General features: G+C 51.0%; 22 protein-coding genes, 1 tRNA gene and 1 pseudogene. 14 read left to right on the top strand and 10 right to left on the bottom strand.

Annotation, left to right across the window (positions count from 1 at the left end):
* Positions 1 to 94: 94 nt before the first annotated feature.
* The 3 genes from OXI60_06180 (at position 95) to clpA (ending at position 3,543) form a co-directional block, all read left to right on the top strand.
* Positions 95 to 691, top strand: coding sequence for an urea carboxylase-associated family protein (locus OXI60_06180; GenBank protein MDE0309404.1), 597 nt, complete (start codon positions 95 to 97; stop codon positions 689 to 691).
* A gap of 278 nt (positions 692 to 969) precedes the next feature.
* Positions 970 to 1,284 (top strand): ATP-dependent Clp protease adapter ClpS, encoded by a 315-nt coding sequence (gene clpS / locus OXI60_06175; protein ID MDE0309403.1) that lies wholly within the window; start codon positions 970 to 972, stop codon positions 1,282 to 1,284.
* Entirely contained in the window at positions 1,285 to 3,543 is a 2,259-nt protein-coding gene (gene clpA / locus OXI60_06170) for an ATP-dependent Clp protease ATP-binding subunit ClpA (protein ID MDE0309402.1), read from the top strand. It abuts the gene before it with no gap.
* 27 nt (positions 3,544 to 3,570) lie between these two features.
* On the opposite strand, the gene OXI60_06165 is transcribed toward clpA, so the two are convergent.
* The 3 genes from OXI60_06165 to OXI60_06155 all read right to left on the bottom strand — a co-directional run bounded on the left by OXI60_06165 (position 3,571) and on the right by OXI60_06155 (position 8,502).
* Positions 3,571 to 4,851: an aspartate aminotransferase family protein gene (locus tag OXI60_06165; GenBank protein ID MDE0309401.1), complete on the bottom strand. Its 1,281-nt coding sequence runs from the start codon at positions 4,849 to 4,851 to the stop codon at positions 3,571 to 3,573.
* A gap of 103 nt (positions 4,852 to 4,954) precedes the next feature.
* Positions 4,955 to 6,058: an alcohol dehydrogenase family protein gene (locus OXI60_06160; protein ID MDE0309400.1), complete on the bottom strand. Its 1,104-nt coding sequence runs from the start codon at positions 6,056 to 6,058 to the stop codon at positions 4,955 to 4,957.
* Positions 6,055 to 8,502, bottom strand: coding sequence for an FAD-dependent oxidoreductase (locus OXI60_06155; GenBank protein ID MDE0309399.1), 2,448 nt, complete (start codon positions 8,500 to 8,502; stop codon positions 6,055 to 6,057). Before OXI60_06155 ends, OXI60_06160 begins: the two co-directional genes overlap by 4 nt.
* Positions 8,503 to 8,879: 377 nt before the next feature.
* On the opposite strand from OXI60_06155, the gene OXI60_06150 reads away from it, so the two are divergent.
* A complete protein-coding gene (locus OXI60_06150) occupies positions 8,880 to 9,971 on the top strand; it encodes an aromatic ring-hydroxylating dioxygenase subunit alpha (GenBank protein ID MDE0309398.1) in 1,092 nt (363 codons plus the stop codon).
* A 43-nt stretch (positions 9,972 to 10,014) separates the two neighbouring features.
* Here the strand turns inward: OXI60_06150 and OXI60_06145 are convergent, their stop codons facing one another.
* Genes OXI60_06145 through purM form a run of 3 tightly spaced genes read right to left on the bottom strand, consistent with a single transcriptional unit; the run spans position 10,015 to position 12,439 of the window.
* A complete protein-coding gene (locus tag OXI60_06145) occupies positions 10,015 to 10,773 on the bottom strand; it encodes a DUF3108 domain-containing protein (protein ID MDE0309397.1) in 759 nt (252 codons plus the stop codon).
* Complete coding sequence (gene purN / locus OXI60_06140; GenBank protein ID MDE0309396.1) at positions 10,770 to 11,405, bottom strand: phosphoribosylglycinamide formyltransferase; 636 nt, start codon at positions 11,403 to 11,405, stop codon at positions 10,770 to 10,772. The genes OXI60_06145 and purN overlap by 4 nt, the downstream gene beginning before the upstream one ends.
* Positions 11,402 to 12,439, bottom strand: coding sequence for a phosphoribosylformylglycinamidine cyclo-ligase (gene purM, locus OXI60_06135; GenBank protein MDE0309395.1), 1,038 nt, complete (start codon positions 12,437 to 12,439; stop codon positions 11,402 to 11,404). The genes purN and purM overlap by 4 nt, the downstream gene beginning before the upstream one ends.
* A 174-nt stretch (positions 12,440 to 12,613) precedes the next feature.
* Here purM and OXI60_06130 point away from each other — a divergent pair, with 174 nt between their 5' ends.
* Genes OXI60_06130 through OXI60_06120 form a run of 3 tightly spaced genes read left to right on the top strand, consistent with a single transcriptional unit; the run spans position 12,614 to position 14,319 of the window.
* Positions 12,614 to 13,165: a CDP-alcohol phosphatidyltransferase family protein gene (locus OXI60_06130; GenBank protein MDE0309394.1), complete on the top strand. Its 552-nt coding sequence runs from the start codon at positions 12,614 to 12,616 to the stop codon at positions 13,163 to 13,165.
* A gap of 21 nt (positions 13,166 to 13,186) precedes the next feature.
* A complete protein-coding gene (gene hda, locus OXI60_06125; GenBank protein MDE0309393.1) occupies positions 13,187 to 13,879 on the top strand; it encodes a DnaA regulatory inactivator Hda in 693 nt (230 codons plus the stop codon).
* A complete protein-coding gene (locus OXI60_06120; protein ID MDE0309392.1) occupies positions 13,876 to 14,319 on the top strand; it encodes a hypothetical protein in 444 nt (147 codons plus the stop codon). The genes hda and OXI60_06120 overlap by 4 nt, the downstream gene beginning before the upstream one ends.
* Positions 14,320 to 14,373: 54 nt before the next feature.
* Here the strand turns inward: OXI60_06120 and OXI60_06115 are convergent, their stop codons facing one another.
* Positions 14,374 to 14,715: a cupin domain-containing protein gene (locus OXI60_06115; protein ID MDE0309391.1), complete on the bottom strand. Its 342-nt coding sequence runs from the start codon at positions 14,713 to 14,715 to the stop codon at positions 14,374 to 14,376.
* Between the two features lie 375 nt (positions 14,716 to 15,090).
* Here OXI60_06115 and OXI60_06110 point away from each other — a divergent pair, with 375 nt between their 5' ends.
* Both OXI60_06110 and OXI60_06105 read left to right on the top strand, forming a co-directional pair.
* Positions 15,091 to 16,413: a UDP-glucose/GDP-mannose dehydrogenase family protein gene (locus OXI60_06110; protein MDE0309390.1), complete on the top strand. Its 1,323-nt coding sequence runs from the start codon at positions 15,091 to 15,093 to the stop codon at positions 16,411 to 16,413.
* A 302-nt stretch (positions 16,414 to 16,715) separates the two neighbouring features.
* Positions 16,716 to 17,207: pseudogene (locus OXI60_06105) on the top strand (DUF4143 domain-containing protein).
* A gap of 68 nt (positions 17,208 to 17,275) precedes the next feature.
* Here the strand turns inward: OXI60_06105 and OXI60_06100 are convergent.
* Both OXI60_06100 and OXI60_06095 read right to left on the bottom strand, forming a co-directional pair.
* Positions 17,276 to 18,478 (bottom strand): MFS transporter, encoded by a 1,203-nt coding sequence (locus OXI60_06100; GenBank protein MDE0309389.1) that lies wholly within the window; start codon positions 18,476 to 18,478, stop codon positions 17,276 to 17,278.
* A gap of 71 nt (positions 18,479 to 18,549) precedes the next feature.
* On the bottom strand, positions 18,550 to 19,254 hold the full coding sequence (locus OXI60_06095; protein ID MDE0309388.1) for a haloacid dehalogenase type II: 705 nt from the start codon (positions 19,252 to 19,254) through the stop codon (positions 18,550 to 18,552).
* Between the two features lie 295 nt (positions 19,255 to 19,549).
* On the opposite strand from OXI60_06095, the gene OXI60_06090 reads away from it, so the two are divergent.
* The gene (locus OXI60_06090; protein ID MDE0309387.1) at positions 19,550 to 22,006 is read left to right on the top strand and encodes an FAD-dependent oxidoreductase; all 2,457 of its coding nucleotides are present in this window, start codon (positions 19,550 to 19,552) and stop codon (positions 22,004 to 22,006) included.
* On the top strand, positions 22,003 to 23,538 hold the full coding sequence (locus OXI60_06085) for a trimethylamine methyltransferase family protein (protein ID MDE0309386.1): 1,536 nt from the start codon (positions 22,003 to 22,005) through the stop codon (positions 23,536 to 23,538). Before OXI60_06090 ends, OXI60_06085 begins: the two co-directional genes overlap by 4 nt.
* Here OXI60_06085 and OXI60_06080 read toward each other — a convergent pair.
* Positions 23,535 to 23,894, bottom strand: coding sequence for a hypothetical protein (locus OXI60_06080; protein MDE0309385.1), 360 nt, complete (start codon positions 23,892 to 23,894; stop codon positions 23,535 to 23,537). The genes OXI60_06085 and OXI60_06080 overlap by 4 nt on opposite strands.
* 485 nt (positions 23,895 to 24,379) lie before the next feature.
* On the opposite strand from OXI60_06080, the gene OXI60_06075 reads away from it, so the two are divergent.
* The 3 genes from OXI60_06075 to OXI60_06065 all read left to right on the top strand — a co-directional run bounded on the left by OXI60_06075 (position 24,380) and on the right by OXI60_06065 (position 26,854).
* On the top strand, positions 24,380 to 25,759 hold the full coding sequence (locus OXI60_06075; protein MDE0309384.1) for an AAA family ATPase: 1,380 nt from the start codon (positions 24,380 to 24,382) through the stop codon (positions 25,757 to 25,759).
* A gap of 136 nt (positions 25,760 to 25,895) precedes the next feature.
* A complete protein-coding gene (locus OXI60_06070) occupies positions 25,896 to 26,222 on the top strand; it encodes an ATP-binding protein (GenBank protein MDE0309383.1) in 327 nt (108 codons plus the stop codon).
* Between the two features lie 557 nt (positions 26,223 to 26,779).
* Positions 26,780 to 26,854: transfer RNA gene (locus OXI60_06065), tRNA-Val, on the top strand.
* Positions 26,855 to 26,868: the final 14 nt, after the last annotated feature.

Below are 26,868 nucleotides of genomic sequence, written 5' to 3'. Positions count from 1 at the left end.
ACACCTGAGCCCCGCTGCCGGAACGGTGATGTACAATTGAACCCGTGCGCTGTATCCCGCGCACCGCTCAACAGACATCTTGAAGAGAAGCGCAATGGCAGATAAGTCAGTGATCCCAGCAAGAAAGGGAAAGGCCGTTGTCCTGAATGAAGGCCAATCAATTCGCGTAATTGATACCCACGGTTCTCAGGTGGTCGACACTTGGATATTCAATCGAAATGATCTGAACGAATTTCAGTCGAATGAGCATACGCGGCCGACATTGCTGAATCTGAATTTCCGCCCCGGAGATTCACTCTACACCAATAAGCGACGGCCGATTGTCAAGGTCGAGGAGGATACGTCACCAGGCATACATGATATGCTGATGTCCGCCTGCGACGCCTACCGATATCAGCTGCTCGGTTGCATCGAGTACCACGACAACTGCACCGACAACCTGGCAAGCTGCATGGCAGAAATCGGGTTCAATATTTCTGAAACTCCGTGCCCAATCAATGTTTTCATGAACATTCCATGGACCAATGACGGGGATTTATCTTATCTGCCCCCTCAAACAAAACCGGGTGATTTCGTTCAGTTTCAGGCATTGATGGACTGTGTTTTTGCTTTCTCAGCCTGCCCCAACGATATACTCGCAACCAACGGACTTGACGGCAGGATTAAAGACGCTCACTTTCAAGTTCTCTGACCCCCTTACATCTCCTCACGCAGTAGGCAAGCATTCACCATGCCGAAAATCCGTCGATTCGATTCAATGCAGCCACATCATCAAAAAAACGGCTATGCGCCTGCAACGCGAAACGCAATATTTTCCGTAAAGAGATACGTCTGTCGGCATTTTTCACAGTTAATTTCCTTGCGTCCCTAATATATAATCCTGTGCGAGTTGACAGCCGCCCATGCGATATCCACATCAAGCAATCCTATCCTTGCAATCCGACATAATGTCGCAAACTGAGGTTGAATATGAGTGACATCATTCCGATTAGGGAAGTCGGTCACGTCAAGCAGGCAAAACCGAAGTTAAAGAAACCGCGTCTATACAAGGTGGTGCTCCTGAATGATGACTACACTCCGATGGAATTTGTAGTATATGTTCTGAGAAATCTTTTCCTCATGGAAGAAGAACTGGCGATAACAGTCATGCTCAATGTCCACAACAACGGACGTGGCGTCTGTGGTGTATTCGCCCGGGAGGTTGCTGAGATGAAGGTGCGCGATGTGCTTGAGTTCGCTCGCCGCTACCAACACCCCCTTCAGTGCACAATGGAACCGGAATAAATGTTCTCAGACGACCTCGACAATTCCCTGAATTTCGCGATTTCCCTTGCTACGCTTCGCAATCATGAGTTTGTAACCGTAGAGCATCTGTTGCTGTCTCTGATCGAAGATGACACGGTTCGGGAAATCCTCAAGGCGTGCGGCGGTGATCTGGACGAGCTGCGCAACGACCTGCAGAATTTCGTAGACAATAACATTCCCACAGTAGAAGAAGAGGAAAACTACGAGCCTAGGCCGACCCATGGATTCAAACGTGTACTGCAACGGGCAATGATCCATGTCCAAAGTGCCAATCACAAGGAAGTCTGTTGCAAGAATGTATTGATCGCAATTTATGGGGAAAACGAATCCCACGCAGTCTTTTTCCTGCACTCGCAGGAGATTCAGCGTTATGATGTCGTGCGGTATATATCGCACGGAATCAGCAAGTCCAACCTCGAAACTGACGACGACCCGCTCAGTCAGGATTTGCCAGATCCTGAAGATTCGAAACGTAGCCCGCTTGCGCTTTACACCCGCAATCTCAACGAATCCGCACTCAACGGCAAAATTGATCCACTGATCGGTCGTATATCGGAAATTGAGCGTACAGTCCAGATACTCTGTCGTCGAAGAAAGAACAATCCATTGCTGGTAGGTGATGCCGGCGTCGGCAAGACCGCGATTGCTGAAGGATTGGCGAAAAGGATTGTTGAAGGTGAAATTCCCTCCGTCCTCGCAGAATGCGCAATCTATACCCTTGACATGGGGTCGTTATTGGCGGGAACAAAGTATCGCGGGGATTTCGAGCAGCGATTGAAGGCAGTCATCAAGGCATTACACAAAAATCCCGGATCAATCCTGTTCATCGACGAGATTCACACAGTAATCGGTGCGGGGGCGGCATCCGGTGGCACTGTGGATGCATCCAACATCCTCAAACCACTCCTGGTCTCCGGGGAACTTCGATGCATGGGATCGACAACCTATCAGGAATATCGGGGCATTTTTGAGAAAGACCGGGCGCTGTCACGTCGTTTCCAGAAAATTGATGTCGTCGAACCCACGACCGAGGAGACAGTCAAGATTCTGCGAGGGTTGAAAAAACAGTTCGAAAAATATCATGACGTCAGATTCACCAATCCCGCAATCCGGGCAGCTGCCGAGCTTGCACAACGATATATCACAGATCGCAAGCTTCCGGACAAGGCGATTGATGTCATAGACGAAGCCGGTGCCCGTGCCCGATTGTTGCCACCTTCCAAACGAAAGAATTCAATCGGCGTGAAAGAGATAGAAAAAATAGTGTCGAGCATCGCCCGTGTTCCGCCGCGATCAGTCTCGACGAATGATGTGAAATCTCTGAAAGTGATCGAACGGGACTTGAAACTGGTTGTATTCGGACAAGATGAGGCAATAGACGCCTTGGCTGGTGCGATCAAACTGTCACGATCCGGGTTGAGCGACCCGAATCGGCCCATATCCTCTTTTCTGTTCAGCGGACCGACCGGTGTGGGTAAGACCGAGGTATCGCGACAACTGGCCCTGACATTGGGAATCGAGCTGATTCGCTTTGACATGTCGGAGTATATGGAACGACATACAGTTTCCAGACTCATTGGCGCACCTCCAGGATACGTTGGATTCGATCAGGGCGGGTTGCTCACCGAAGCGATCAACAAGTCACCTCATGCTGTCTTGCTGCTGGACGAAATCGAAAAAGCCCATCCGGATGTGTTCAACGTCCTGTTGCAGGTGATGGACTACGGAACATTGACTGACAACAATGGGCGGAAGTCTGACTTCAGGAACGTGATTATTGTCATGACCACCAACGCCGGAGCCGCTGAGATCTCCCGTTCATCAGTCGGTTTCCGGGAGCAGGATCATTCACATGACGATGAGGAAGTCATAAAGCGTCTGTTCACCCCCGAGTTCCGAAATCGGCTCGATTCCGTAATCCGTTTCAACTCATTGGACAAAAAGACAATATTGCTTGTCGTAGACAAGTTTCTGATGGAATTGGAAGAGCAGCTCAAGGAAAGAAGTGTCCAGCTGCATGTCGACGAAAAGGCCAGGCAGTGGCTGGGGGAAAACGGATTTGACACCGCTATGGGCGCACGGCCCATGAGTCGTCTGATTCAGGAAAAGATCAAGAAATCACTGGCAAACGAATTGCTGTTCGGCACCCTATCCAATGGTGGAAATCTGTTTGTAACCGTCAAGCGCACTGAATTGAGCTTGCAATTCGACCGGGTGGGTGAAAGTACAGTCACCTGACGCCGATCGTCAGACCCGCACCCCAAGTCAGGACTGTGCGATGGCTTCGACTACAGACTCCACTGCAGATTCAGTCGCATCAAAATCCCGTTGCTCCAGCGCAAGACTGACATAGAATTTTCCTGCAGCCCGAAGAATTCCGTTCTTGATCAGTTGAGATTGGAATTTCGCCGCAGCTGATGCATCTTCCACCAGCAGATCACGGTAATCGTCGACGTCTCTATCAACGAAAATGACGTTGAATACGGTTGGATGACCAACAACTTTATGCGGAATACCAGCTTTCTTCAACTGTCTCGTCAGTATCTGCTTGACTGTTTCGCCATTTTTTCGAAGCGTGTCATAAGCACCCTCGCGGCGCAGAATTTCCAGAGTCTTCAATCCGGCTACGGCAGCGACAGGGTTGCCTGACAGAGTACCCACCATCATAAGCCAATTGCCAGCACCGATAATTTCCTTATCGAAGTGTCGCATGATCTGTTCCCGCCCAGCGATTGCCGCCAATGGAAAACCGCCTCCAATCGCTTTCCCCAACGTACAGAGATCCGGAATGACTCCAGTAGTTTCCTGCGCGCCGCCGTATGCGAATCGAAACCCCGTGACCACCTCGTCAAAAATCAGCACGATGCCATATTCATCGCTCTTGGCTCTCAGCATCTCCAAGAAACCCGGAACTGCGGGTATGACCCGTTGCTGTGGCTCAACGATGATGGCAGCGATCTGATTTCGGTATTGTTCGATCAGTGAAGCCGCAAATTCCAAATTGTTATACGGAGCGATCAGCATTTCCGCTTGTACCGATTGAGGGATTCCGGCACTGTCCGGTTGGGCGCGCGGATAGTCGGCCTTCGATACCGGTGCCAGACTCATCTGCGCCTCGGAAGACATCCCGTGATAACCACCCTCGAACTTTAGGATCTTGTCTCGCCCTGTAAACGCCCGCGCCAGACGCATCGCATACATGTCCGCCTCGCCGCCGGTTGATACATACCTGACTTGTTCGGCGCAAGCAACCGCATTGCATATCTCTTCCGCGAGCTGGATTCCATGAGTATTGCTGGTGAAGAACGTCGTCCCAAGTGAAATCTGCTCTTGTACCACTTCGTTCACTTCGGGATGCGCATGACCGAGCAGCATGGGTCCGGAACCGATCAGATAATCGATATATTCACGACGATTGACGTCCCATACCCGACTGCCCTGACCTCGTTTTACGAAAACAGGCGAACCGAAGTTGCCATAGTCACCGGCAGGCAACACCCTGTTTGCACGCGCTTCCCAATCGCCATTGTGACTTAGATCGACCATTTCAATTTTCCTCCGCTATAGGATCGCATCCTGAACAATTGGCGTTAGGACGGTCACAACCGATGAGGTCGCAACCCATACCGAACCGACAATTGCTCCGATCCTACATCGTAACCACGATGTTTCCGATATGTTTCTTCGCGATAAATGCCGCCTGCGCCTCGCGAAGTTCCTCAAGTCTGTACTCTGCAGCAAGAACAGGCTTGATTTCATCGCGCTCAATATACCCTACAAGATCAGCAAACACACCGGGCAGCGGAACAGTCACACCGAAAAATGTCAGATCTTTCAGATACAGGTCACGCAAATCAAGTGAGACGATCGGTCCAGCAATCGCACCGGAGACAACATAGCGCCCACCTCGCTCCAGTACGTCGATCAGTTTCGGCCAGTAATCCCTGCCTCCTGCTATATCTGCGACAACGCTGACAGTCTCGTGCCCGGTCGCAAGTCTGAGCGAATCAGACAGATTTTCGCAGTTTCTGGGCAGTAACACGTCTGGTGCGACTGCGCTGCGCAAGGCTTCGTGTTTTTGCACACTCGCCATCGCAATCGTCTGTGCACCCCGTCGCTTGGCCAACTGAATCAGTGCGGAGCCAACTCCACCGGACGCGCCGGTAATCAATATCCGATCGTCTGCGCCGACGTTGGCTCGATTCAGCATATTTTCAGCAGTCATGCTTGACGTCGCGAATGTCGCGAGCTGGGCATCGCTCAGGTCACTTTGTATCGGATGTACGTTCTTCCCGTGTACCGCAACAAAATCGGCAAAACCACCGTTGCTCTCAGATCCAAAGTAGCCACATCTGTTTCGATTATGCGGATCGCTCCAGTCGCGTAGCCACGTATCGATCAGGACACGTTTGCCGATCAATCCCGAATCCACCTCACTGCCAACCCGCTCGACGATGCCACAGACATCTGCTCCTTGGACTCTGGGGAACTTCAACGCCACTCCGCCCCAAGTCGCGTCCTCGGAGTTCATTGAGTCATCCAACAAGTCATCCGTCGCTCCGGTAACTTCTCTCGAATACCAGCCAATACGTGTGTTGATATCGGTGTTGTTCAATCCACAAGCCAAGACCCTGATCAGTGCCTCGGAATTGGTGATCTTCGGTATCGGCCAGTCAGTTTTCAGTGATAATCGGTCCAACCCACCATGTCCGGACAGGACCATAGCCCGCATGGTTTCATTACTCTGCATCATAGTTCCTGGATTTGAAGTTTCTTACGCTCCGGATCATAAGCCGGCTCGCTCAGCAATTTGGCGTCTCTCAGATTGTTCTGTATGACTACCGATAATGGTTCCTGTGAAGTATAGACTTCGGGATCAACATATGCGAAGGCAAGTATCGTCTGCATGGTGTGGCTGTATGCAATTGACGTCACTGATCCGACCACCCGGTCTCCAAGCAACACTGTCTCACCACCATGTCCATCCGAGTGTCCATCCGCTTCAATTTCCAGGTATGCGCATATCCACCGCAACTGAGCGATCGGTTCGAGTGCAGTTGCGCCAATCCCTACGAACGATCTATCCAACTTTACATATCGAAGTACATCTGCTTCGGCAACTGAAACTTCGTTTGTAAGCTCAGCTGCGCCTTTGAACGCTTTTTCCAGTCGCAGAACATTCATTGCGAATGAACCGTAATCGACCATTGCGAACTCGCGTCCCGACTCTGCGATATCGTCATAAATCGGCAACGCCGCCGGACTGGGCATATGCAGTTCCCAGCCAAGTTCACCGGCATAGGACATTCGCAGACACAGCGCATTATAACCAGCGATTTCAACCTGCCGTGCTGTGAACCAGGGAAATTCCGAGTTTTCCAAATTTGCAGAAACACACTTTTTGAGCACATCTCGTGACCGGGGCCCGTTGATTGCGATGGCCGACCACGATTCACTGAGGTTTTCCCATTGAACGCACTCGTTCGTTCGATGCCTGCCAAGATGATCCAGCAGCCTGCGCTCGTAGAAAACGGCGCAAATCAAGTAGTACCTTTCTCGGTTGATTCTGACGATAACCGTTTCCAGTTCGATTCGACCGCGGCGATTCAAAAACATCGACAGTACTATTCCCCCGTCGCTGCGTGGCAGAACATTGGTAGACAGTTTATCAAGAAAGTCCGTGGCATCAGTTCCTGTAACCAACACTTTCGCAAATGCCGAAATATCCATGATTCCAACGCGGTTGCGAACACCCGCCACCTCCTCGTTTACACAATCGTGAACCGGTGAACGTCGAAACGAATAATGGTCGCGTTGAGGGACATCATCCCGCGAGAACCAACGGGGTCGTTCATGACCGCTGATATCTTCAAAGACCGCACCTTTCCCTTTCAGGCGGCTGTAGAGCGGCGAACAGATGACCGGGCGACCTTCCATTCGATTGAAATGAGGAAACGGGATTTCGTGGCGAAGCTTGAAGTCCTCCTTGGCCTTGATCACTTGCCAGCTCTTGTCTGCATATGAGCCAAATCTTCGCGGGTCAAACTCACGCATTGAGATATCGGCTGAACCATGGACCATCCACTGTGCCAGAGCACGGGTCAATCCAGGTCCCCAACCAATGCCAATTTGCGTACCGCAGCAACACCAGTAGTTTGGAACATCTGCCACAGGGCCAATCAGTGGATTGCCATCCGGTGGGTGGCTGATTGCCCCATGTACAACCCGTCGTATTCCGACTTCTCCGAGAATCGGCATGCGATCCATTGCTTGTTCCAGCCAAGGCATCACTCGCTCATAGTCAGGCGCAAACAACTCATTCTCAGCCTCCCACGGACAATGTTCCTCCCATACTGATCTGGGGTTGGTTTTTTCGTAGATGCCGATCAATCCTGACTTCTGCTCCATTCGGATGTAGCCAGATACGTGTCGATCGTCTCGGACAACTGGCAACTCGCGGTCGAGGTCCACAAACTGCTCCACCGGGTCGGTAACAAAATAGTGATGCGTCATTGAAGTCATGGGGAGTTGCAGACTGTTCCATTCGCCAATCTGTCGTGCATAGGTTCCAGCGGCATTGACAACATGCTCGCAACGGATGTCCCCCCACTCAGTCTCCACGCACCATTCACCACTGGCTTGCATGGAAAGATTTACAACTCGACAGCGGCGAATTATTCTGACACCGAGTTTCCTGGCGCCAACCGCCAGTGCCTGGGTGACGCCAGAGGGGTCGACATGCCCGTCGTCTGGTGTATGCAATGCACACAGTACCCCGTCCATGTTGTAGAAAGGATGCAATTGTCTGATACGATCAGGCCCGACAATTTCCATTCGGAATCCCAGCGATCGACCAACCGACATGGTAAATAAGAGCCAGTCTCTCTCGTCTTCCGTATAGGCCAGTCGCAACGAGCCGCAACCGTGCCACGACGTCGACACCCCTGTCTCAGATTCCAGTTTCCGGGAATACAGCCCGATGTTATAGTCCACACATCGTCCCAGGGTGACCGAGCTGATTGACTGTGTGATCTGGCCCGCTGCATGCCAGGTACTGCCGGAAGTCAATTCGGATTTTTCAAACAACACCGAATCCCGCATACCTTCATGCGCCAGATGATAGGCAAGTCCGCAACCCATGATCCCGCCACCGATTATCACCACCCTGGCATGAGATGGTATAACTTGCTCATTCATTGGAAATTCCAGCCCCCGCTTGCTGCATGTAAGACTGTTCACGCATCGCTCATATCCCTGCTGTCACGAGAGGTTGGCACTTACGAATTCACCAGGGAAACATGATTTTCATCGCAAGAACAAGCGGATGATCCCTGAAAGCGCGTGAGAATATCACGAAACCCACGCCTGCAGCGGATTTTGTTTTGGCCAACCGCAAATCCGTGTCGTCGATGGGCGGGAAAAGACTGTGCGGTCGGGCTCAAAACCGCTCCGGGATAACAAGTCATGGCTCGAAAATCCAGACAGAAGCCTGAAGTCGTTTCAACCACTATGGGTAAAACTTTCCTTATAATGCGGTCGCAACGAATCAGACAGGCTTACGGAGTAACATCTGCATGAATGACAGACTCGTATTCGCCCTCGACCCGAGTTATTATTCGGATCCCGAAATATTCGAAAGGGAGTCCAATACCCTGTTCACGTCGACCTGGCAATTTGCCGGTCATGCCAGCCAACTGAAAGCAGTTGGCGATTACTTTGCATTCGAGCTCTTCGGTGAGGACTTCTTCTGCGTGATGGGGGAAGACTCACGCATCCGCACTTTCTACAATGTCTGCCAGCACCGGGCGCATCCTCTGGTCAGCGGATGCGGCTCAGTAACGAATCTGACATGCCCTTATCACGCCTGGACCTATGATCTTTCGGGCAATCTTCGATTCGGACCGAACTTGAAGGCAGTCAAGGCATTGGACTGTAGCAAGATCCGACTGACCGAGGTTCGGACAGAAGTTTTCCTCAATTTCATATTTGTCAACATGGATTCCAGTTGCGAACCGATGGACCGCTGGTTTCCCAGAGTACGCGAGCAGATGGAGGAATTCTTGCCCGACTGCAGTGAGCTCACCCCGATCGAATGGATCGAAATCGACGAGAACTGTAACTGGAAAGTCTCCATTGAAAACTATTCTGAATGCTATCACTGTGCGTTGAATCACCCCAGTTTCTCGACCGGAGTAATCAGACCGGACCGTTATGACATCCAGCCACAAGGTTATTGTCTCAGACATACCGCTCAGGCACGAACGCAGAAATCAATGTCCTATGCGATTGATGCATCCGTACCGTTTGCCAATGATTATTCCAGCTGGTACCTTTGGCCGATGTTCTCATTTCAGGTGTATCCCGGACAGATTCTCAACACTTACCACTGGCGACCGGTCGATGCCGAGCACGTAAGAGTCTGGCGAGGCTGGTTTACAAGAAACTCCGAAGATACGGAGGCAATTCGTCAGTTGGCGATTCAGGACCGCGACACCACTGTGGCAGAAGACATCCGTCTGGTCGAATCCGTTCATCGCGGATTGAAATCACGAGGCTACTCACCCGGACCACTGGTAATCGACCCGAATCACGGGGTCAATTCAGAGCACTCTGTAGCCACTTTGCATAGATGGATGAGTGAGAGCATTCAAGAGCAAGTCACGTAACTTGCCCCGGTCGCCGTGCTTGGAAATGCCTCACCTGATCATCTCACTTGGAATATACCCAATCGAATGAACGAGCGACAAAACTGATCCGCTGACTTTTCTTGATCTTGTCTATACGAAGCGGAAGGTTGAGCACCTGCGGGCTGATCCAGACATCATAACTTCTTCTCCCATCATTCACGTCCTGCAATTTGATTCTGATCGTGTCGACTGTCTCACCTTGGAAGTCAATCTGTTCAGGTTGGACATCCTGGTATTCGTATGTTCTTACCCTGTTATTTTCAACAACAGTGACACGCTGGCTTTCCAAATCCCGTGTCTGCGAATTGATCATTGTGACGTACCATGATTCCCAATCAAGAATTCGATGCTCTGGCATATCGATTGTCGTTCCGTTCCCGAACACAACTGTCCGATCATCCCAGTTGAACTGACCGTTGGCAACTTCATTTTTGGATTCATCCATAACCTTGAATTGAATCGGAACAACCTCAGTTCCGTGAAATTGAAAAGTTGATTCCTGCGTGTAGGACTCCTCGCCCAACAACCTCAAAAGGCCGCCAACCTGCACGCGATGTTCCGCATAGGTATATCCGTCATTGCCGTTGACAACAGTGCGGATGCTCTCGCCGATTTTCAGATCGCCGTATAGAACCGCAAATCTGACTTTGATTCCAATCGGTTGGGTTTCAGCCTGCGGCTGATCCAGGGTAACCGCCGTCAGGATCGACAATACGATCAGACACATTGTGGACTTTACGTAAAGTGCGGATTGAAACATACCATTTTTCGCTGGATTCATAACTTGATCTCACTGATGGGTACTGACTGCACGTGTCCGTACTTCAAAACTTCGTCTGCGAACCATTGAATGGCTCGAGGATAAATCTCATATTCGCATTCATGCACTCTTTGCTCCAACGTGTCGACAGAGTCATCCGGCAACACTGGCACTTTATGCTGAACGATAATCGGTCCATCGTCCAGATCTGCCGTCACAAAATGGACAGTCGCACCATGATATCTTTCTCCTGCCGCCAATGCCCGTTCATGTGTATTCAACCCTTTGAATTTCGGCAATAGGGATGGATGTATATTCATGATGCGATTTTCATAGCCTGCTACAAATTCTGCCGACAGAATCCGCATGAAGCCTGCCAGCACAATCAGCTGCGGATTGAGTTTGACAACGACTTGTTTCAGCGCCTCATCGTACGCCAATCGATTACGGTAGCAGTCAGGGTTCACAAATATCGGCCTGATGTTCGCCTTTCTGGCCCGCTCCAGGGCATAGGCATTTTCCTGGTCGCTGATAACAGCGACAACTTCAACGGACAACTCTCCAATCTGAGCTTTGTCAACAATAACCTGCAGATTCGATCCGTTGCCGGAAGCGAATACAACAATTCGGATCGGTGGATTGTGGCTGATCATTCGATCCGGGTCGCAGGTTCGTTCGACGCCTCGACCACTCCAATCCGATAGGCAGGCATTTGCATCGCGTCTAAATCCTTTCGAATGGACGACTCTGCCTCGTGTGGCACAACAGCCACCATGCCGATCCCGCAGTTGAATGTTTTCATCATCTCGTAGTCGTCGATATGACTGTGACTTTGAATCCAGTCGAAGATTGGTTGACCGGGCCAGGATCGCGAGTCCAATCTTGCACATAATCCTGCCGGCATCACTCGTTCGATATTCCCCACCAGTCCGCCACCTGTGATATGCGCCAGTGCTCGTATTGAGCCGGTTTGAACAATTTTCAGCAAGGGTTTCGCATAAATTCGGGTTGGCGTCAGCAGGATTTCGCCCAAAGAGCATCCCTCAATCTCAGTCGCCAGGGAAAATTGCCGGTCTTCGATCAGTTTTCGGATCAAAGAAAAACCGTTTGAGTGCACCCCGGTGGACGCGATGCCGATGACTGCATCGCCAACTTCAATTGTCGCGGCGTCGACGATTCCAGACTTTTCCACTATCCCTACAGCAAATCCAGCGAGGTCATACTCACCGGACGCATACATGCCGGGCATCTCCGCAGTCTCTCCTCCGATCAGTGCCGCCCCTGCAATTTCACAGCCCTCGACAATCCCGTTGATCACCTGGCCAACGACATTCTCGTCAAGCTGGCCGGTTGCAATGTAGTCCAGAAAATACAGTGGCTGCGCGCCGTAAACTATAATGTCATTGATACACATGGCAACCAGATCGATACCGACTGTGTCGTGTTTGTCCAGTTCAAATGCGATTTTCAGTTTTGTTCCAACGCCATCGGTGCTGCTTACGAGAACAGGCGAGTCATACCCGGGTGGAACCTCAAACAGCCCACCGAATCCCAAGGGCGACCCGATCTGTCCGGCTTTAGACGTACGGCTGATCTGGGGCATCCAGGACCTGATCATTCTGTCGGCCAGATCGATATCAACGCCGGCGTCTTCGTAAGTAATTTTATTTCGGTCAGAAACTGTCACAATATTCGAAATTGAGGTACAAGTGCGAGACTGGTTCAACGAGATGCACCATGCGGGTGCAGCATTTGTCATTTTACCTTGAAAATCGTTCCGCCTGGCAGGATAGCAAAGCATAACTTACCGTAAAATAAAGGACTTTGTCGACGAGACACTGCGAATCAACCATCAGGTAAAATGACGTCTCTTGCATCTCAGATTCCCAATATTCTGACATTATCGCGAATCGCCGCGGCTCCGTTGCTGATCGTGCTGCTTCGGGATGCGAATTTTGAACTTGCCTTGATTCTGTTCATACTGGCAGGATTCACAGATGGTCTGGACGGTTGGATTGCCAAGCGTTTCAACTACACATCCGAACTTGGTGCAAGCCTGGATCCGCTCGCCGACAAGATCATCATCATTGCAGCATATGGCATGTTGACAATACTCGATGTCATACCATTTTGGCTGATGATGCTGGTGATTTTTCGGGATCTTGTCATTGTTGGCGGTTATCTTGTACTGACAACATTGAATGGGAGCATTCCGATGCAGCCCACCTTGACGAGCAAGATCAATACCTTCCTGCAAATTACATACGTCATCGCTGTCCTTTTGAATAATACGTCGTGGCTGTTCATCCCGTATCTGACCGAAGTCCTGATGATCGCGGTTGCGCTATCAACGATCGCCAGCGGTACACAATATGTCTGGGTCTGGGCGATTCGCAGAGATTACTCAATGTAATCCCACCCCGCCAAAGTGAACATGACCAAACAGACAGTTGTGCCCGTCAGGCTGAGTAATCCATCGACTTTTGGAAATTTCCTGCCGGGTGAGAACCTTGCCACATTGTCCGTCTTGCATGATTTCCTCGAATGCAAAGTCAACTCGAAGGTCTGTCACCTTTGGGGACCGATGGGGACAGGGAAAACCCATCTGCTGCTTGCTGTCGCGAATGTTTCGGATGACAGCATCTATCTTCCACTTATGGAATTGAATCTTGATCCTTCCTGTCTGGACGAATTGTCCCGAAATACGCTCGTGTGTCTGGATGACGTGCATTCAATTGCGGCGCAACCAGCGTGGGAGAACGCTCTGTTCGATCTCTTTGAGCGCATCGAAAACCAAAACCAACGACTGCTGGTTTCATCCAGATTCCGACCAGCTGATATGAGATTCAGCCTGAAGGACCTGGTCAATAGATTTCAGGGACGTCAGTCCCTGAAATTGGATCCACTGTCAAATGAGAATCTGGCAAAGCTGCTCGAGCGTCAAGCTGCCCGGCGAGGACTGACGATTGAGGAGTCAGCCATTCAGTTCATATTGAGCAGATTCTCTCGGGATGTCCATTCCCTGATGAGGCTCCTGAACGAAATTGACACTGCAGTCGAAACACGTCGAAAAGTCACGATTCCCTTTCTCAGACGACTCATCGAGTTCAGATTGGATTCGACATGAACGAAGTCAAGGTCGGTGTGCCTGCAGCAGTCATCGACGGAACCGCAATGACTTACTACAAGACCGCTGCTGATTCTGCTTTAGGATCTAAACTGCTGGCCAACTCAAGTCCCAAGTCAATGGCGATGATCGGAGCGGGAGCCATGGCGCCTCATCTCATCCGTGCCCATTGCGCGGTTCATACGACGATTGATACTGTAACCATCTGGAACCGTACGTTTTCTCGCGCACAGACGCTCGCAGATTCAATGAATATCGACAGTGTCGAAATCGAAGCCGGTGCGATTGCCAAGTCAGATGTGCGGGGCGATCTGTATGAGCTGTGCTGTGGATCTGTCCGCGGACGGAATTCAACACAGGACGTCACATTGTTCAAAAATGGCAGCGGAGGGCACCTTGACCTGATGACTGCCCGCTATATATACGACAAGTTTCGATAAGCCGGTCGCAATCTGATCATCCCGAAGCGCCGGGTCATCTGAGCCGAACGCGGCTCAGTTGCGGAAAAAGACTGCGATCAGCGCGCCATGCTCGGTGTACGAGTTGTGTTCGGTACCGGCCTCCAGCCACACCAGATCACCTTTGCGATATCGAAATCCATCATGGTCGACAATTTCACCTTCCAGGATCAGAAAGTCTTCGTCTCCGTTGTGTATATGCCGTGTCGTGGTATGTCCCGGCGGCATACGATAGACGTGAAAACCGCAACCCAAGTCATAGTTTCCATTGGCCTGCAGGACCTCGCCGTCCACCCGCCCGTTGTCGTCCACGAGCGGTTTGAACTCCCCGACGTCAATATTTACAACCTTTCGCCTGTCAGACTGAATGGGTTTCATTTTGTTACCGTTACTCAATTACGTGCTCCAATAGCCATCGACTGTCACCCACCCCTGTTGGATTTTCCAGTCGTGCGAAATTACCTGATTCATGCACCACAGTGTAAACAATTCGAGGCAAATTGTTCAGAACTACATGTTTTTTATTCTGTCGTCAATACTTACGCTTGAGAAAAATTCCGCCGTGGATTGAATCCGTCGTTGGTTGACCATACATTACAATAATGCATCACGTGCGCTACCGCACTCACTTTCGTCCGGGGCAGGCTTTACGGTGACATCTGGTCAAATCAGCAATTCAAAAATCGGTATAGTTGGCTTGCCATCCGTATTTGCTATATCTTATTGATTCAATAAGGGTTTACGGCACCACGCATGAAAATATCAGTCGTTGGAACAGGTTATGTTGGTCTGGTGACCGGTGCGGGCTTTTCCGAATTGGGTGTCGATGTGGTTTGCGTCGACAACAATCAGTCAAAAATCGATCAACTGAATCAGGGCGGCTGCCCGATTCACGAAACCCAGCTGCCGGAACTTCTGGAACGCAATTCAACCAATGGGCGTCTGACGTTCAGCACGGATCTGAAGACTGCTGTCATTGAATCCAAAGTCGTTATGATCTGCGTCAACACACCTTCACTGGACCATGATGGCAGCGCCGATTTGACTGATGTGTTGGAAGTAACCCGGCAAATCGCCGAATGTATTGTCGATTCAACAGTTGTTGTCGTCAAATCAACAGTTCCGGTCGGTACCGGCCAGACCGTGAGGAAGTTGATTGAGTCGGTCAATCCGGACGCAGACATTCATGTAGCCTCCAATCCTGAATTTCTGAGCGAGGGAACGAGTTTGCATGATTTCATGAACCCTTCAAGGATTGTGATCGGAACCGAATCGGCGCAAGCGAAAGAAATTCTCAGGGAACTGTACCTGCCATTCATTCTTCAGGATGTCCCGATTGTGGATACCAATCTTGAAACAGCGGAGATGATCAAGTATGCTTCCAACGCGTTTCTCGCCACAAAGATCTCATTTATCAATGAAGTTGCCGACTTGTGTGAGCTGACCGGTGTTGACGTGCGGGGGGTGGCGTACGGAATCGGTCTCGACGAGCGCATTGGAAAGGAACACTTGCGTGCTGGACCCGGTTATGGGGGTCTTTGCTTTCCGAAAGACACCATCGCACTGGTACAGACAGCCAGAAACGCAGGTTCGCCGGTGCGGATTGTGGAACAGGTTGTGGAAATCAACAATCAACGCAAAATAAATATGGCTCTCCGAGTGCAATCAGCGTTGGGCGGATCGGTACACGACAAGGTCATAGCCATCCTTGGACTGGCATTCAAACCGGGTACCGACGATATCAGGGATAGCCCCAGTATTGCCATCATAAACAAGCTGACGGAGTTAGGTGCCATTGTTCATGCACATGACCCGCTCGCAATAGCCAATGCTCAGGAAGTCTTGCAAAATGTAGCATTCTTCGACGACGTATTCGAAGCGGTTCGTGGTGCTGACGCCGTAGTATTTGCGACTGCTTGGGACGGTTACCGCAAAGTTGACATCGACAAACTGCTCGCAGACCTGACCGGTCCGGTTATCGTTGATTTGCACAACCTATTTGAGGCCAAAGACTTCCACACCAAAAACATCACGTACGTCGGAGTCGGGCAGGGGCAGACCAATCCCTGTAGCTGACAGCGACGTCATTGAACCGGCCGGGTCGCGAAGTGTCCGAACGCTGGCTGAACCGGACTTACACATGAAACTGATTGCTGTCTTCCACTCCAAATCGTTGAAAAAATCCACTTCTCGTATTTGACTTCCATACAGGTACATTACCTATGGGTATGGTCGGGCTGATCGGTGCAAAACGTTCATCGCAGATTCGAGTCGATGCTCAAGTATCATGCGATTACTCAAGTCGATGTGACAGCCGGCTATTTTGCCTCGCACTGAACGACAAGTCCGTCAAATCCTACATCGAAGCGCTGGAACTCATGTTTGTTGTTCGCCGACTGGCAAAATACACCAACAACCCTGCGAAGCGTCAGATCGCCCGTATGCCCAAGCTTCATTTTGTCGACACCGGTCTTGCCTGCCATTTGCTCGGGATAAATTCTGAAGATCAACTGTTGAACAGCCAATTCTACGGCAACCTGCTGGAAAATCTCGTCTATATGGAATGCTGCAAGCATGCGACTTGAGCACGCAGCGCGTCAAGGATGTACTGCTATCGAGACCGCCGCCAGTTTGAAGTTGATTTGGTTCTTGAGCGCAGTGATGGAAAAATTGTCGGTGTTGAAGTCAAGGCATCGGCCAGTGCAAGCAGCCGCGACTTTAAGGGTCTTGCCGCTTTGTCGCAATATTCGGGTGACAGGTTCGCTCATGGCGTGTTGTTTTACACGGGTGATCGAATCTTGCCGTTCTCGCGAGACGGACTAAAACTCTATGCGGTACCCATCGGGGTATTGTTCAACGAATACACATGATTGCGGTCAACTGTTGCGTCCCGCCCGCTCTTGAAACCGACAGCGTGACCATCTTGCGGTCGTTTGTCCTAATGAAAACTACTGTAAGTGTGATACAGCCAAAGCAATGAAATGCTTGCTAGAAATACGCAAAGAGCAATGAGCAGAAATGGGACGGTATACCCACCGGTCGTCAGGATGACGAAACCGAACAAGGGCGGAAGTACCGCGACCCCGCCATAAATCAGAAATTGAACCCCGCCGGTCCAGTTGTGTGATTCGCCCTGCGGTGCATGATTAGCGACTTCAGAAAGAAATACACCGTTCCATCCGTGTGTGCTCGAACCAAGTATGAATGAAAATATATATAGGAAAAACTTGTGCCAGCCGTCGGTAACCGCAAAAATTCCACTCAGGGAGACAGCGGAAATCACACCAATCACGGTCAGTGTGTATTTGGGTGTCAGCCACTTGTCAGAAATGCCGCCCCAAGCGATACGACCGATAATTCCGCCGATATTGACAAAAAGAAAACATACACCCGCCTCGACCAGAGTGAACCCCTGCTGCACGAGAAAGACAACAAAAAAACTGCTGATGCAGATTTGAACACCTGCGTAGGTAAATCCGACCGTCGCGAAACCTCTGAGCAAGGGAATTCTCATGATTTGTCGGACCGGACCGATCAACGTAGCAAATGACCATGCCAAAGGTACGTTGATGCGGGTGCTGTCAAACTGTCGTCTCAGCGGTTGCAGAATTATCAGGGTGGCGATACCAAGCAAAGCTACCGAAATGATTCCCATCTTCCAGTTCAGCCAGACAGCGACCAAAGGAACAAGCAGCGCGGCGGCTACGCCGCCAACCGTCACACCGGACTGCTTGATGGAAAACATGAATGCGCGGTTTCCGGAATTCGTGACCGCGAGTAGAACCGGTGCATTTGCTGGATTGATCGGGCCATAGGCGATCCCAAGTAAAATCGCACACATGACCACTGCGAGCGGCGAAGCCAGGGTAAAGACAAGCAGACCCAGGACCGAAAGCAGTGTGGTGGCCTGCAATACCCTGATCGGACCGTACTTGACGATGAATCCAGGGCAGAAACTGCCGGAAAACATTGCAACGAAATATACCGCCCCGGTAAATAGGCCGACATGAGTCGCGCGAACTCCAATTTCCGGTGCAGAATCAGGTGCACTGACCGCAACAGACAAAATCGCCGAACTGCCGACTGCCATAGTCAGCATCATCGTCAGTACCGTACCGAAACCTTGAGGAAAAAACCGCATGGGAACGGTCACGCACAGGGGCTCATGGAACAATCAACACCTAGACGGCCAGCAGTGGTCCCTTCATCAACTCAAGCGCCCAGTCGATCCGCCAGTTCCAAAAAATCCCTTGCTGTCACATCGTAATCACCCGTCGCGTTGAGATCGAAATCCTGATCGGGACCGTGCTCCGTCGGTCTGGCGACAAACGCAGTCTTGAAACCACATCGGGATGCCGCGACGAGGTCCGAGTTATGAGCTGCGACCAACATACATTCATGAGGCTGAAGGTCAAGCATTTCAGCCGATTTGAGGTAGGCTTCGGGTTGCGGTTTGTAGTGCCTGACCACTTCCGCCCCCAATACCATGTCCCAGGGCAAGCCGGAATGCTTCGCCATGTTGACGATAAGTGAGACGTTACCGTTTGATAAAGTCGCAATGATGTATCGTTTCTTGAGCCGATGCAGCCCCTCAGCCGCGTCCGGCCAGGGTCGGAGTCGATGCCACGCACGATTCAGGTCGTCCATCTGTGCGTGCGAGAGTGTTCCGATGCCCAAGTCTTCAAGCACCTCGGTCAGGTTTTCCCGATGCAGGTCGTCCAGTTTGGTCCACGGCCTTTCCCCAGTCCTGATACGTTCCATCGCCGGCTGGTATTTCCCACGCCACGAGTCCGCAAACTCATGGCCGTCAACCGATTCAAGCCCGGGTACACACTTGACCTCGTTCGCGATGCTGGAACGCCAGTCTACGACAGTACCGAACACATCAAACATTACGGCAATAATCGAATCTGGCATCATACAATCAGATTTTTGTCACGTTTGTCGATTGTCGAGACCTCATTACAATCAAAAAAACCACGATCGTCTTCGGGCAGGAGTGAAATGTGTATTTTATAATAAGCCTTTACGGCTCATTGAGCCGAGAACGTTGCATTCATGTTGCGCAAAAGACTGTCTCAATGCCGGTACCGTCCATCACTCAGTGAGAATTCCCATACTGCCTCCCCTCCCCCATCTCAATCCATTTTACCGATTGCAACCATGTCGTTAGCGAGGTCGGACGGCTGACGCTCATGGCAACAGTCAGCACGTGGATGATTCCTATGATCAGGTTCATTTCTGTCGAATCATGAAGGCACATGCCAGAGTCGTCATTATCGGTGGTGGTATAGGAGGCGTATCCACCTTGTACCATCTTGCCCAGGAAGGCTGGAATGACGCAGTCCTTGTGGAGCGGGATGAACTGACATCAGGATCGACCTGGCATGCGGCAGCTCAGGTTACCCAGTTTGGCGCGAACCAAACGATGGTTGCGCTGAAACGCCACTCAATTGACTTGTATCGTGAACTGGCAGGCGATCCTGAATACCCTATCAACTACCACATCACGGGTGGCATGCGTTTGGCGCATACACCATCGCAGGTCGATACATATAGACACCATATTGCCATGGCTTCGGGAGTCGGCGTGGAAATGGAGTATATCGATGCTGCAGAAGCAGGCCGAAGACATCCCTTGATGGGAACAGATGGTATTTTGGGTGCCTGGTGGGATCCTCTGGATGGTGATATTGATCCTGCTCAGCTCGTATTTTCACTGGCAAGGCACGCTCGAAACTCCGGATGTGAAATTTATCGCTTCAATCCAGTCGAAAACATCACACGCAAGCAAAATGGGGAGTTCACTGTTCATACGACAAAAGGAGACATTCGCTGTGAGATTGTTGTCAACGCCTCCGGTTACCGGGTCAATGAAGTCGGCTCGATGCTCGGTGTCGTTCATCCGGTCGTTTCGATGGAACATATGTACTTTCTGACCGAACCGATTGAACAGATTGCCCAGCTTGACTATCGCGTGCCGATCATACGCGACCCGCTTGACAACTTTTACAGCCGTCAGGAAAAGACCGGACTGTTAGTCGGGGTGTATGAGCATGATTGCCGGTTGTTCGGTCTGAGCGGAATCGACCCCGGATTTACCAAATCTCTTTGTCCCTCCGATCTGGAGCGTTGTCTGGACAACATGGAACGCATCTTTCGCCGTCTCCCCTGTCTGACAGAGACCGGAATTCACACAGTCATCAACGGACCGATCACTTACAGCGCCGACGGCGCACCTCTGGTGGGACCCGTCCCGGGTCAGCGCAATGTTTACGCCTGCCTCGGCTTGCGTGCCGGCATTGGGGAAGGCGGTGGACTTGGTAAAGTCCTTGCACAAATTATTGTCCACGGAGAGTGCGAATGGGATGCTTGGTATCTGGACCCCCGCCGGTTGACACATTGGGCGACTATTGACGCGACCTGCGCCAAAGCTGTAGAAGAATATCGGAGAGAATTTGACTACCATCTTCCTCACGAATTTCGGCCTGCAGCACGGTTGGCTCGCTCGACACCCCTTTATGCGGAACTGGATAGGCAAGACTGTCATTGGGGTGTGATCAATGGCTGGGAACGGGTGATGTTCTTCAAGCCATCGCCTGAATTCGAGGATCAGCCATCATACCGCTTTTCGCCGACCCTTGAGGTTGTAGCAAATGAAGTAAATGGAATTGTGAATGCGGTTGGACTTATGGAGGTGTCTGGATTCAATCGATATGAAATAAGGGGGCCCGGGTCAGTTGAGTTCTTGGAACGCATGTCGTGCAGTACGATTCCAAAACAGGCCGGCAAGGTCAATCTTTGCTATTTCCTGACCGAAAACGGTCACTTGCTTGCCGAAGCGACTGTTGCCAAACTCAGCAATGAGCGCTATTGGTATGGTTCCGCAGCCGCAGCTGAATGGCATGACCGAGACTGGCTGTGTCAACACCTGCCTGCTTCAGTGTCCTTGCATGAGATAACCTCAGCCTATACAACGTTGGTAGTTGCCGGTCCTCAATCAAGAAACCTGCTGCAGTCATTGGCTCCCGGGGAAAGCTGGTCAAACGAGACGTTTAGACCGTTGCAGGCAAAACGCATGAAGTTCGCAGATGTGGATGTACTGGTGATGCGGCTGAGCTATTCAGGTGAATTGGCTTATGAACTGCACGTAGCCAACGAGCATCTGGTTTCACTCTATGACAGGGTCACAGAAGCGGGCACACAATTCGATATGATTCAGTTTGGTTCATACGCAAGCGAATCCATGCGCCTGGAAAAGGGTTACTTGCACTGGAAGGCAGAACTGATCTATGAGCGTAATCCGATAGAAGCCGGATTGGAACGATTTATCGAAATGGACAAGTCCACTTTCGTCGGAAAGGACGCCCTGCAAAGTGAAATTGACCGCGGAGCAAGACAGCAACTCACAGTCATGACCGTCGATTGCGATACGGCGCCAGCTCATTCCGGGGACCCGGTTTTTTGTGACGGAAACCTGATCGGCACCATCACCTCCGGCGGTTACGGACACAGGGTACAGAAAAATATTGCATACGCCTATCTCGACTCCGATGCGCTGAAAGACCGGGCATCGGGTCTGGAAGTGGGAATTATCGGTGAAGTCTATCCCGCTGAAGTGACCGCGCGATGCTTGTATGACCCTCAGAATCTGCGGATGAAGCAATGACGGGCAAGCGACACAGCATGCGAAGTGGCCGCTCGGGCAGAGACGCGATTCGTACGTTGCGCGCTCAGCCACCTGTGATCGATCCGTGTCCTGTAGGGACGACCGGTGGAGACTATCAACCACTCAGCCAGCATGAGATGGAGTCGATCTTTGATACCGCAGTCAAGGTTTTAGAACAGATCGGCATGGACAACTCCGCAAGCGATCTGACTGACAGGGCTTTGCAGGCCGGTGCACATCTGAGTGATGCCGGAAGACTCTGCTTCCCCCGAAGCATGATTGAGGATGTTGTGGCTACAGCATGCCAGTCGTTTGTTTTCTTCGGTCGCGATCCGAAACATGACATCGAAGTCGGTGGAAGCCGGGTTTATTTCGGCACCGGCGGTGCCGCTGTGCAAACGATGGATCTTGAAAGCGGCAGCTATCGCCCATCGACAATTAAAGATCTATATGACTTCACCCGACTCGCAGACACACTGAAAAATATTTCGTGGTTTACACGCTGCTGTGTAGCCACTGACATTCCGAACAACTTCGACCTTGACATCAATACCGCTTACGCGTTGCTTAAGGGGACAACCAAACCGGTAGGAACCAGTTTCTTCGCTGGTGATCATGTCGACCCGGCTGTCAGGATGTTTGATCTTGTTCTCGGAGGGGAAGGGGAATTTCGGAAAAGACCATTCTGCAAGGCTCATATCAGTCCGGTTGTATCGCCGCTGCGCTATGGTGAGGATGCAGTATTCGTTGCAATTGCCGCAATGCGGAACAGAATGCCGCTCAACTGTATCATAGCAGCGCAATCAGGAGCGACTGCACCGGCAGCTCCAGCTGGAATGCTGGTTTCAACATTGGCAGAAACGCTGGCGGCACTGATCATGGTCAATGTGTTTGAGAGCGGATATCCGATGATCTTTTCGAATTGGCCTTTCGTCATCGACTTGCGTACCGGTGCTTTTGCGGGCAGTGGGGGAGAGATATCTGTCTTGAATGCTGCTGCGGCTCAGATCACGAATTGGCTGGGACTTCCATCAGGAGTTGCGAGCAGCATGGCCGATGCGAAAGCGGTGGACGCACAAATGGGTTTCGAAAAAGGGATATCTGCGACTGCGACCGGACTGGCCGGCGGTAATCTGATCTATGAGTCGTCTGGCATGATGGCCAGTCTGCTCGGCGTGTCATTTGAAGCTTTCGTGATTGATGATGAAATGCTCTGCCATGTCTATCGACTGATGCGAGGGATCGAAGTAAACGAAGAGACTATGGGATTTGAGGCAATTCGAGAGGCTGTATTCGGTGAGGGGCATTTTCTTGGAGGCCAGCACACGATGGCAGCCATGGAACGTGACTATTACTATCCCGCGCATTCAAACCGTCAGGACCCGGACTCCTGGATGGAAGATGGAAAGCAGACAATTCGCGAAAAGGCCAATGCACATGTGAGAAAGGTATTGGCAGATCATCACCCGGATTACATCGATTCAAGAGTCGATGCGCAACTACGGCGTCAGTTCAATATTGTGTTGCACTAGCTGAATGTGGAAAATCTGCTTTGCATCACAGTGTGTGCAATTAACGGCTGAAATTCCCACGCTGGTAAATCGCGAAACTCCGGAAACCGTAACTTTGGCACAGTTTCACCCGACTGTGGAAAGATCTGTTGCATCAGCCCTTGTTTGTGCTGTCGTAATGCTTCGAGCTTCCGGCCTGTTGGTGAGATCAGGTCATCCAGCGAGCCGAGACAGTCGGCGATTTTCTTCTGCTCAAGACGCAATGGATAGGGTAGCGGAACTTGTGAAATCTGCTTTGGATAAAGGTGGGCAACCGTATCACCTTGGGCGACCCTTGCGATTTTATAGCGTAGCGGCTGTGTTGCACAGATTGTCATCTACATGCTGTTGCTTTGGCACTGGCTTCGCTCAAGGAGCGTGTCGCTATTCTGCCTATCCCATGTCGAGTCGTTTTGCACAGTCCAAAAAGATGTACTCTATGACTTTATGAAACGCAGCGATTTGAACTGGCGAGGCTGGCAGACACGAATCGCCAGGCTGTTCTACCAACGCCATGCATCAGGGCGGTTGGTGTTTTGCGGTTGATGATTCAATCAAGCATCGCCGTTCCAGATCAATGGACGGGGTGTCGAGTCATTATGACCATGTCTCAAACCGGTATGTGATGGGCCATCAGTGGTCAGTCTCGGGCTTTGCTGCGAGCGAGGCTAGTTTCCGCTTGATTCCGAGGTGTCGTTATCGAATACATCACTTGAAATATTCGAAATACTCATACACACCTATGTATAATTATTAATATTATCAATACACACCTGTCTTTTACTGTTAACAACTGCCTTTCAGTGGAATTCTACAATTCATAATGGATCGAAAACAATTCACCCGCCTTGACCGCTGGCTGGCGCAAACAACCCGAAAACCTCTGATTATCCGCGGCGCACGTCAAGTGGGCAAGACTGCGCTGGTCCGATTGTTCGCTGAACGCTGCCGCCGACCACTCACCGAAATCAATCTGGAACGCCATCGCAATTTGGCTGATGTGTTCGCCCGCAACGATCCGACCTACATATTGAATGTTCTGGAGGGATTGCCCAGGATTGAGCCAATCAGAAGCGATTCGATTTTGTTTCTTGACGAAATTCAATCCGTTCCGGAGGCCATCGCTGCCCTTCGCTACTTCAAGGAGGACATGAACCGTCTTCCGGTTCTGGCTGCGGGTTCATTGCTTGACTTCTCCCTGAGCGATCATAATTGGTCAATGCCTGTAGGCCGTATCACATACCTGCATATGGGGTCCATGAGCTTTACAGAATTCCTGAATGCGGTTGGCGCTGAAGGGCTCGCCCGTGCGATTATTAATTTTGATATCGAACAAGGTTTGGACCCGGTAATCCACGAACTTCTAATCGAACACTTACGTGATTACTACTTTGTCGGCGGCATGCCAGAAGCGGTTGAAGCGTACAGACTTACACGTCAAATGCGAGCTGTACAGGAAGTACACGCTTCAATCATTGATACCTATCGGGAAGACTTCCCGAAGTACATCGGATCACGTAACCTTGCACGCATTGTCAACGTTTTCAATTCAGCCGCACAAAATGTCGGGCAGAAAGTCAAATACGTACACTACTCAAGGGATGATCAGGCAGCAACCATCAAGTCGGACATCGAATTGCTGTGCATGGCGCGCGTGTTTTCGAAAGTGGTCCACAGCTCTTGTAATGGACTTCCGTTGCAAGCGGATTCAGACTCCCGCACCTACAAGCTAATCTATATGGATATCGGGCTGATGACGGCCGCATGCGGAATCAGTTGGGAGTCAATCCAGAGCGCGACTGAACTGCAACTGGTCAACGAGGGGCCTATGGCCGAGCAGTTTATCGGCCAGCATCTTCAGTACTTGCTTGCCGAGTCCCCCAATCGTGAACTCAGTTACTGGCTCCGGGAAGGACAGTCATCAAACGCTGAAGTAGACTACGTGGTGGCTATTGACGGGCGCGTTGTGCCAATTGAAGTCAAAACAGGTGCGACAGGCACGCTCAAATCCCTCCACCAGTTTGTTGCCGAAAAAGGCATCCCGCTTGCCGTTCGATTTAACGCCAGTGCGGCAAGCGTACACGATATAAAGACACGGGTGTATGTGCGAGGCAAGCAGGTGCCCAGTCAGTATTGCTTGCTCTCACTTCCGCTCTATCTCATCGAGCAATTGCCCGCGATCTTGTCATCCTTGCAGCGATAACCCTGCCAAGTGTCACTTCCGACGACAAACTTTTGGGGAATTTTAAACCGGTATCTACAGACCCGACGCATCGCAAAGTCCGGCCGGCCGACCCGGTCAGGCAGCGACTGGCGGATGCCGATGAGCAGGTGAGCCCATGAGTGCCGCAGTATTGGACCATATCGGCCAGACGCTGGTCGGGTTGAAGATGCCGTTTGCGCTGGAGCACTTCTCCTGGGTTGTCAGACAGCTTGAGGACGGTCAGCTCAATGCGTTGGAGGCGATGGATGCATTGTTGACCGAGGAGCTGACCAATCGCGAGAACCGTCGCATCAGGATGTCGATTGCTACCGCCGGGCTGATGCTGCCCAAATCCCTTGAGTCGTTTGATTTCGCTTTTCAGCCATCGCTCGACCGCAACCGCATCGAGGCACTGGCCGGCCTGGACTTCATTGAGCGAAAGCAGGTGGTGCACTTTCGGTGAATAAACTGGCGCCAAGTTCATGCTGGGTGGATTCGACTTTTCGCATGGTATTTGCCTGAAGATTTTGCCGAAATGGTATGAATCGGGTGTTTTTAGTTCGTTTTGGCAGAAAATCGGCTTGAATTGGAATACTTTCGGTGCCGCTTATCTGCCTCTACATCGTTGTTATGATTAACATAATTAGACCATAATTGGTTTTCGGACAGACACTGCCTAATTGCAACTGAAGGCACGAAAACAGAAACTCAGTATTTTTCCGCCTTGAATAGCGATCTATCGCCAGTGCACATATCAAAGGTGATCATCGCACTGCTCCACCACAAGTATCAGAGTGAACGAAAAATCACCTTCGGAATGAACAACTGAAAAGCTCGGACGAAGCGTGGCTTGTGGAGAGATTGACCCCAGTTTGAATCAATTTTTATCTTGAATTACGAAAGCCACAGACAATAGAGGAAATTATGCAGTAGGGACGATTCCCAATGATTTCCACCTCAGCCCGAGTCAGAATCATGTGCACAGGCACGCTTTCCCATATCATCTATAATCGTATTTGTGGGCGATTAGCTCAGCGGGGGAGCGCTGCCTTCACACGGCAGAGGTCACTGGTTCAATCCCAGTATCGCCCACCATTTCCCCATTTTCC

This window comes from Acidiferrobacterales bacterium (assembly GCA_028820695.1).
In the GTDB taxonomy this organism is placed as follows: domain Bacteria; phylum Pseudomonadota; class Gammaproteobacteria; order Arenicellales; family JAJDZL01; genus JAJDZL01.
Note: the sequence above shows the minus strand (reverse complement) of the source record. Positions and strands in the feature narration are given on the sequence as shown.

Excerpts from the sequence above, each read along its gene's own strand:
- OXI60_06180 (MDE0309404.1), top strand. The coding sequence starts at position 95 with ATGGCAGATAAGTCAGTGATCCCAGCAAGAAAGGGAAAGGCCGTTGTC.
- OXI60_06145 (MDE0309397.1), bottom strand. The coding sequence starts at position 10,773 with ATGAATCCAGCGAAAAATGGTATGTTTCAATCCGCACTTTACGTAAAG.
- clpA (MDE0309402.1), top strand. The coding sequence starts at position 1,285 with ATGTTCTCAGACGACCTCGACAATTCCCTGAATTTCGCGATTTCCCTT.
- OXI60_06095 (MDE0309388.1), bottom strand. The coding sequence starts at position 19,254 with ATGCCAGATTCGATTATTGCCGTAATGTTTGATGTGTTCGGTACTGTC.
- OXI60_06160 (MDE0309400.1), bottom strand. The coding sequence starts at position 6,058 with ATGATGCAGAGTAATGAAACCATGCGGGCTATGGTCCTGTCCGGACAT.
- OXI60_06100 (MDE0309389.1), bottom strand. The coding sequence starts at position 18,478 with ATGCGGTTTTTTCCTCAAGGTTTCGGTACGGTACTGACGATGATGCTG.
- OXI60_06150 (MDE0309398.1), top strand. The coding sequence starts at position 8,880 with ATGAATGACAGACTCGTATTCGCCCTCGACCCGAGTTATTATTCGGAT.
- OXI60_06110 (MDE0309390.1), top strand. The coding sequence starts at position 15,091 with ATGAAAATATCAGTCGTTGGAACAGGTTATGTTGGTCTGGTGACCGGT.
- OXI60_06080 (MDE0309385.1), bottom strand. The coding sequence starts at position 23,894 with ATGACAATCTGTGCAACACAGCCGCTACGCTATAAAATCGCAAGGGTC.
- OXI60_06165 (MDE0309401.1), bottom strand. The coding sequence starts at position 4,851 with ATGGTCGATCTAAGTCACAATGGCGATTGGGAAGCGCGTGCAAACAGG.
- OXI60_06130 (MDE0309394.1), top strand. The coding sequence starts at position 12,614 with ATGACGTCTCTTGCATCTCAGATTCCCAATATTCTGACATTATCGCGA.
- OXI60_06070 (MDE0309383.1), top strand. The coding sequence starts at position 25,896 with ATGAGTGCCGCAGTATTGGACCATATCGGCCAGACGCTGGTCGGGTTG.
- clpS (MDE0309403.1), top strand. The coding sequence starts at position 970 with ATGAGTGACATCATTCCGATTAGGGAAGTCGGTCACGTCAAGCAGGCA.
- purN (MDE0309396.1), bottom strand. The coding sequence starts at position 11,405 with ATGATCAGCCACAATCCACCGATCCGAATTGTTGTATTCGCTTCCGGC.
- OXI60_06075 (MDE0309384.1), top strand. The coding sequence starts at position 24,380 with ATGGATCGAAAACAATTCACCCGCCTTGACCGCTGGCTGGCGCAAACA.
- OXI60_06155 (MDE0309399.1), bottom strand. The coding sequence starts at position 8,502 with ATGAATGAGCAAGTTATACCATCTCATGCCAGGGTGGTGATAATCGGT.
- OXI60_06120 (MDE0309392.1), top strand. The coding sequence starts at position 13,876 with ATGAACGAAGTCAAGGTCGGTGTGCCTGCAGCAGTCATCGACGGAACC.
- OXI60_06115 (MDE0309391.1), bottom strand. The coding sequence starts at position 14,715 with ATGAAACCCATTCAGTCTGACAGGCGAAAGGTTGTAAATATTGACGTC.
- OXI60_06085 (MDE0309386.1), top strand. The coding sequence starts at position 22,003 with ATGACGGGCAAGCGACACAGCATGCGAAGTGGCCGCTCGGGCAGAGAC.
- hda (MDE0309393.1), top strand. The coding sequence starts at position 13,187 with ATGACCAAACAGACAGTTGTGCCCGTCAGGCTGAGTAATCCATCGACT.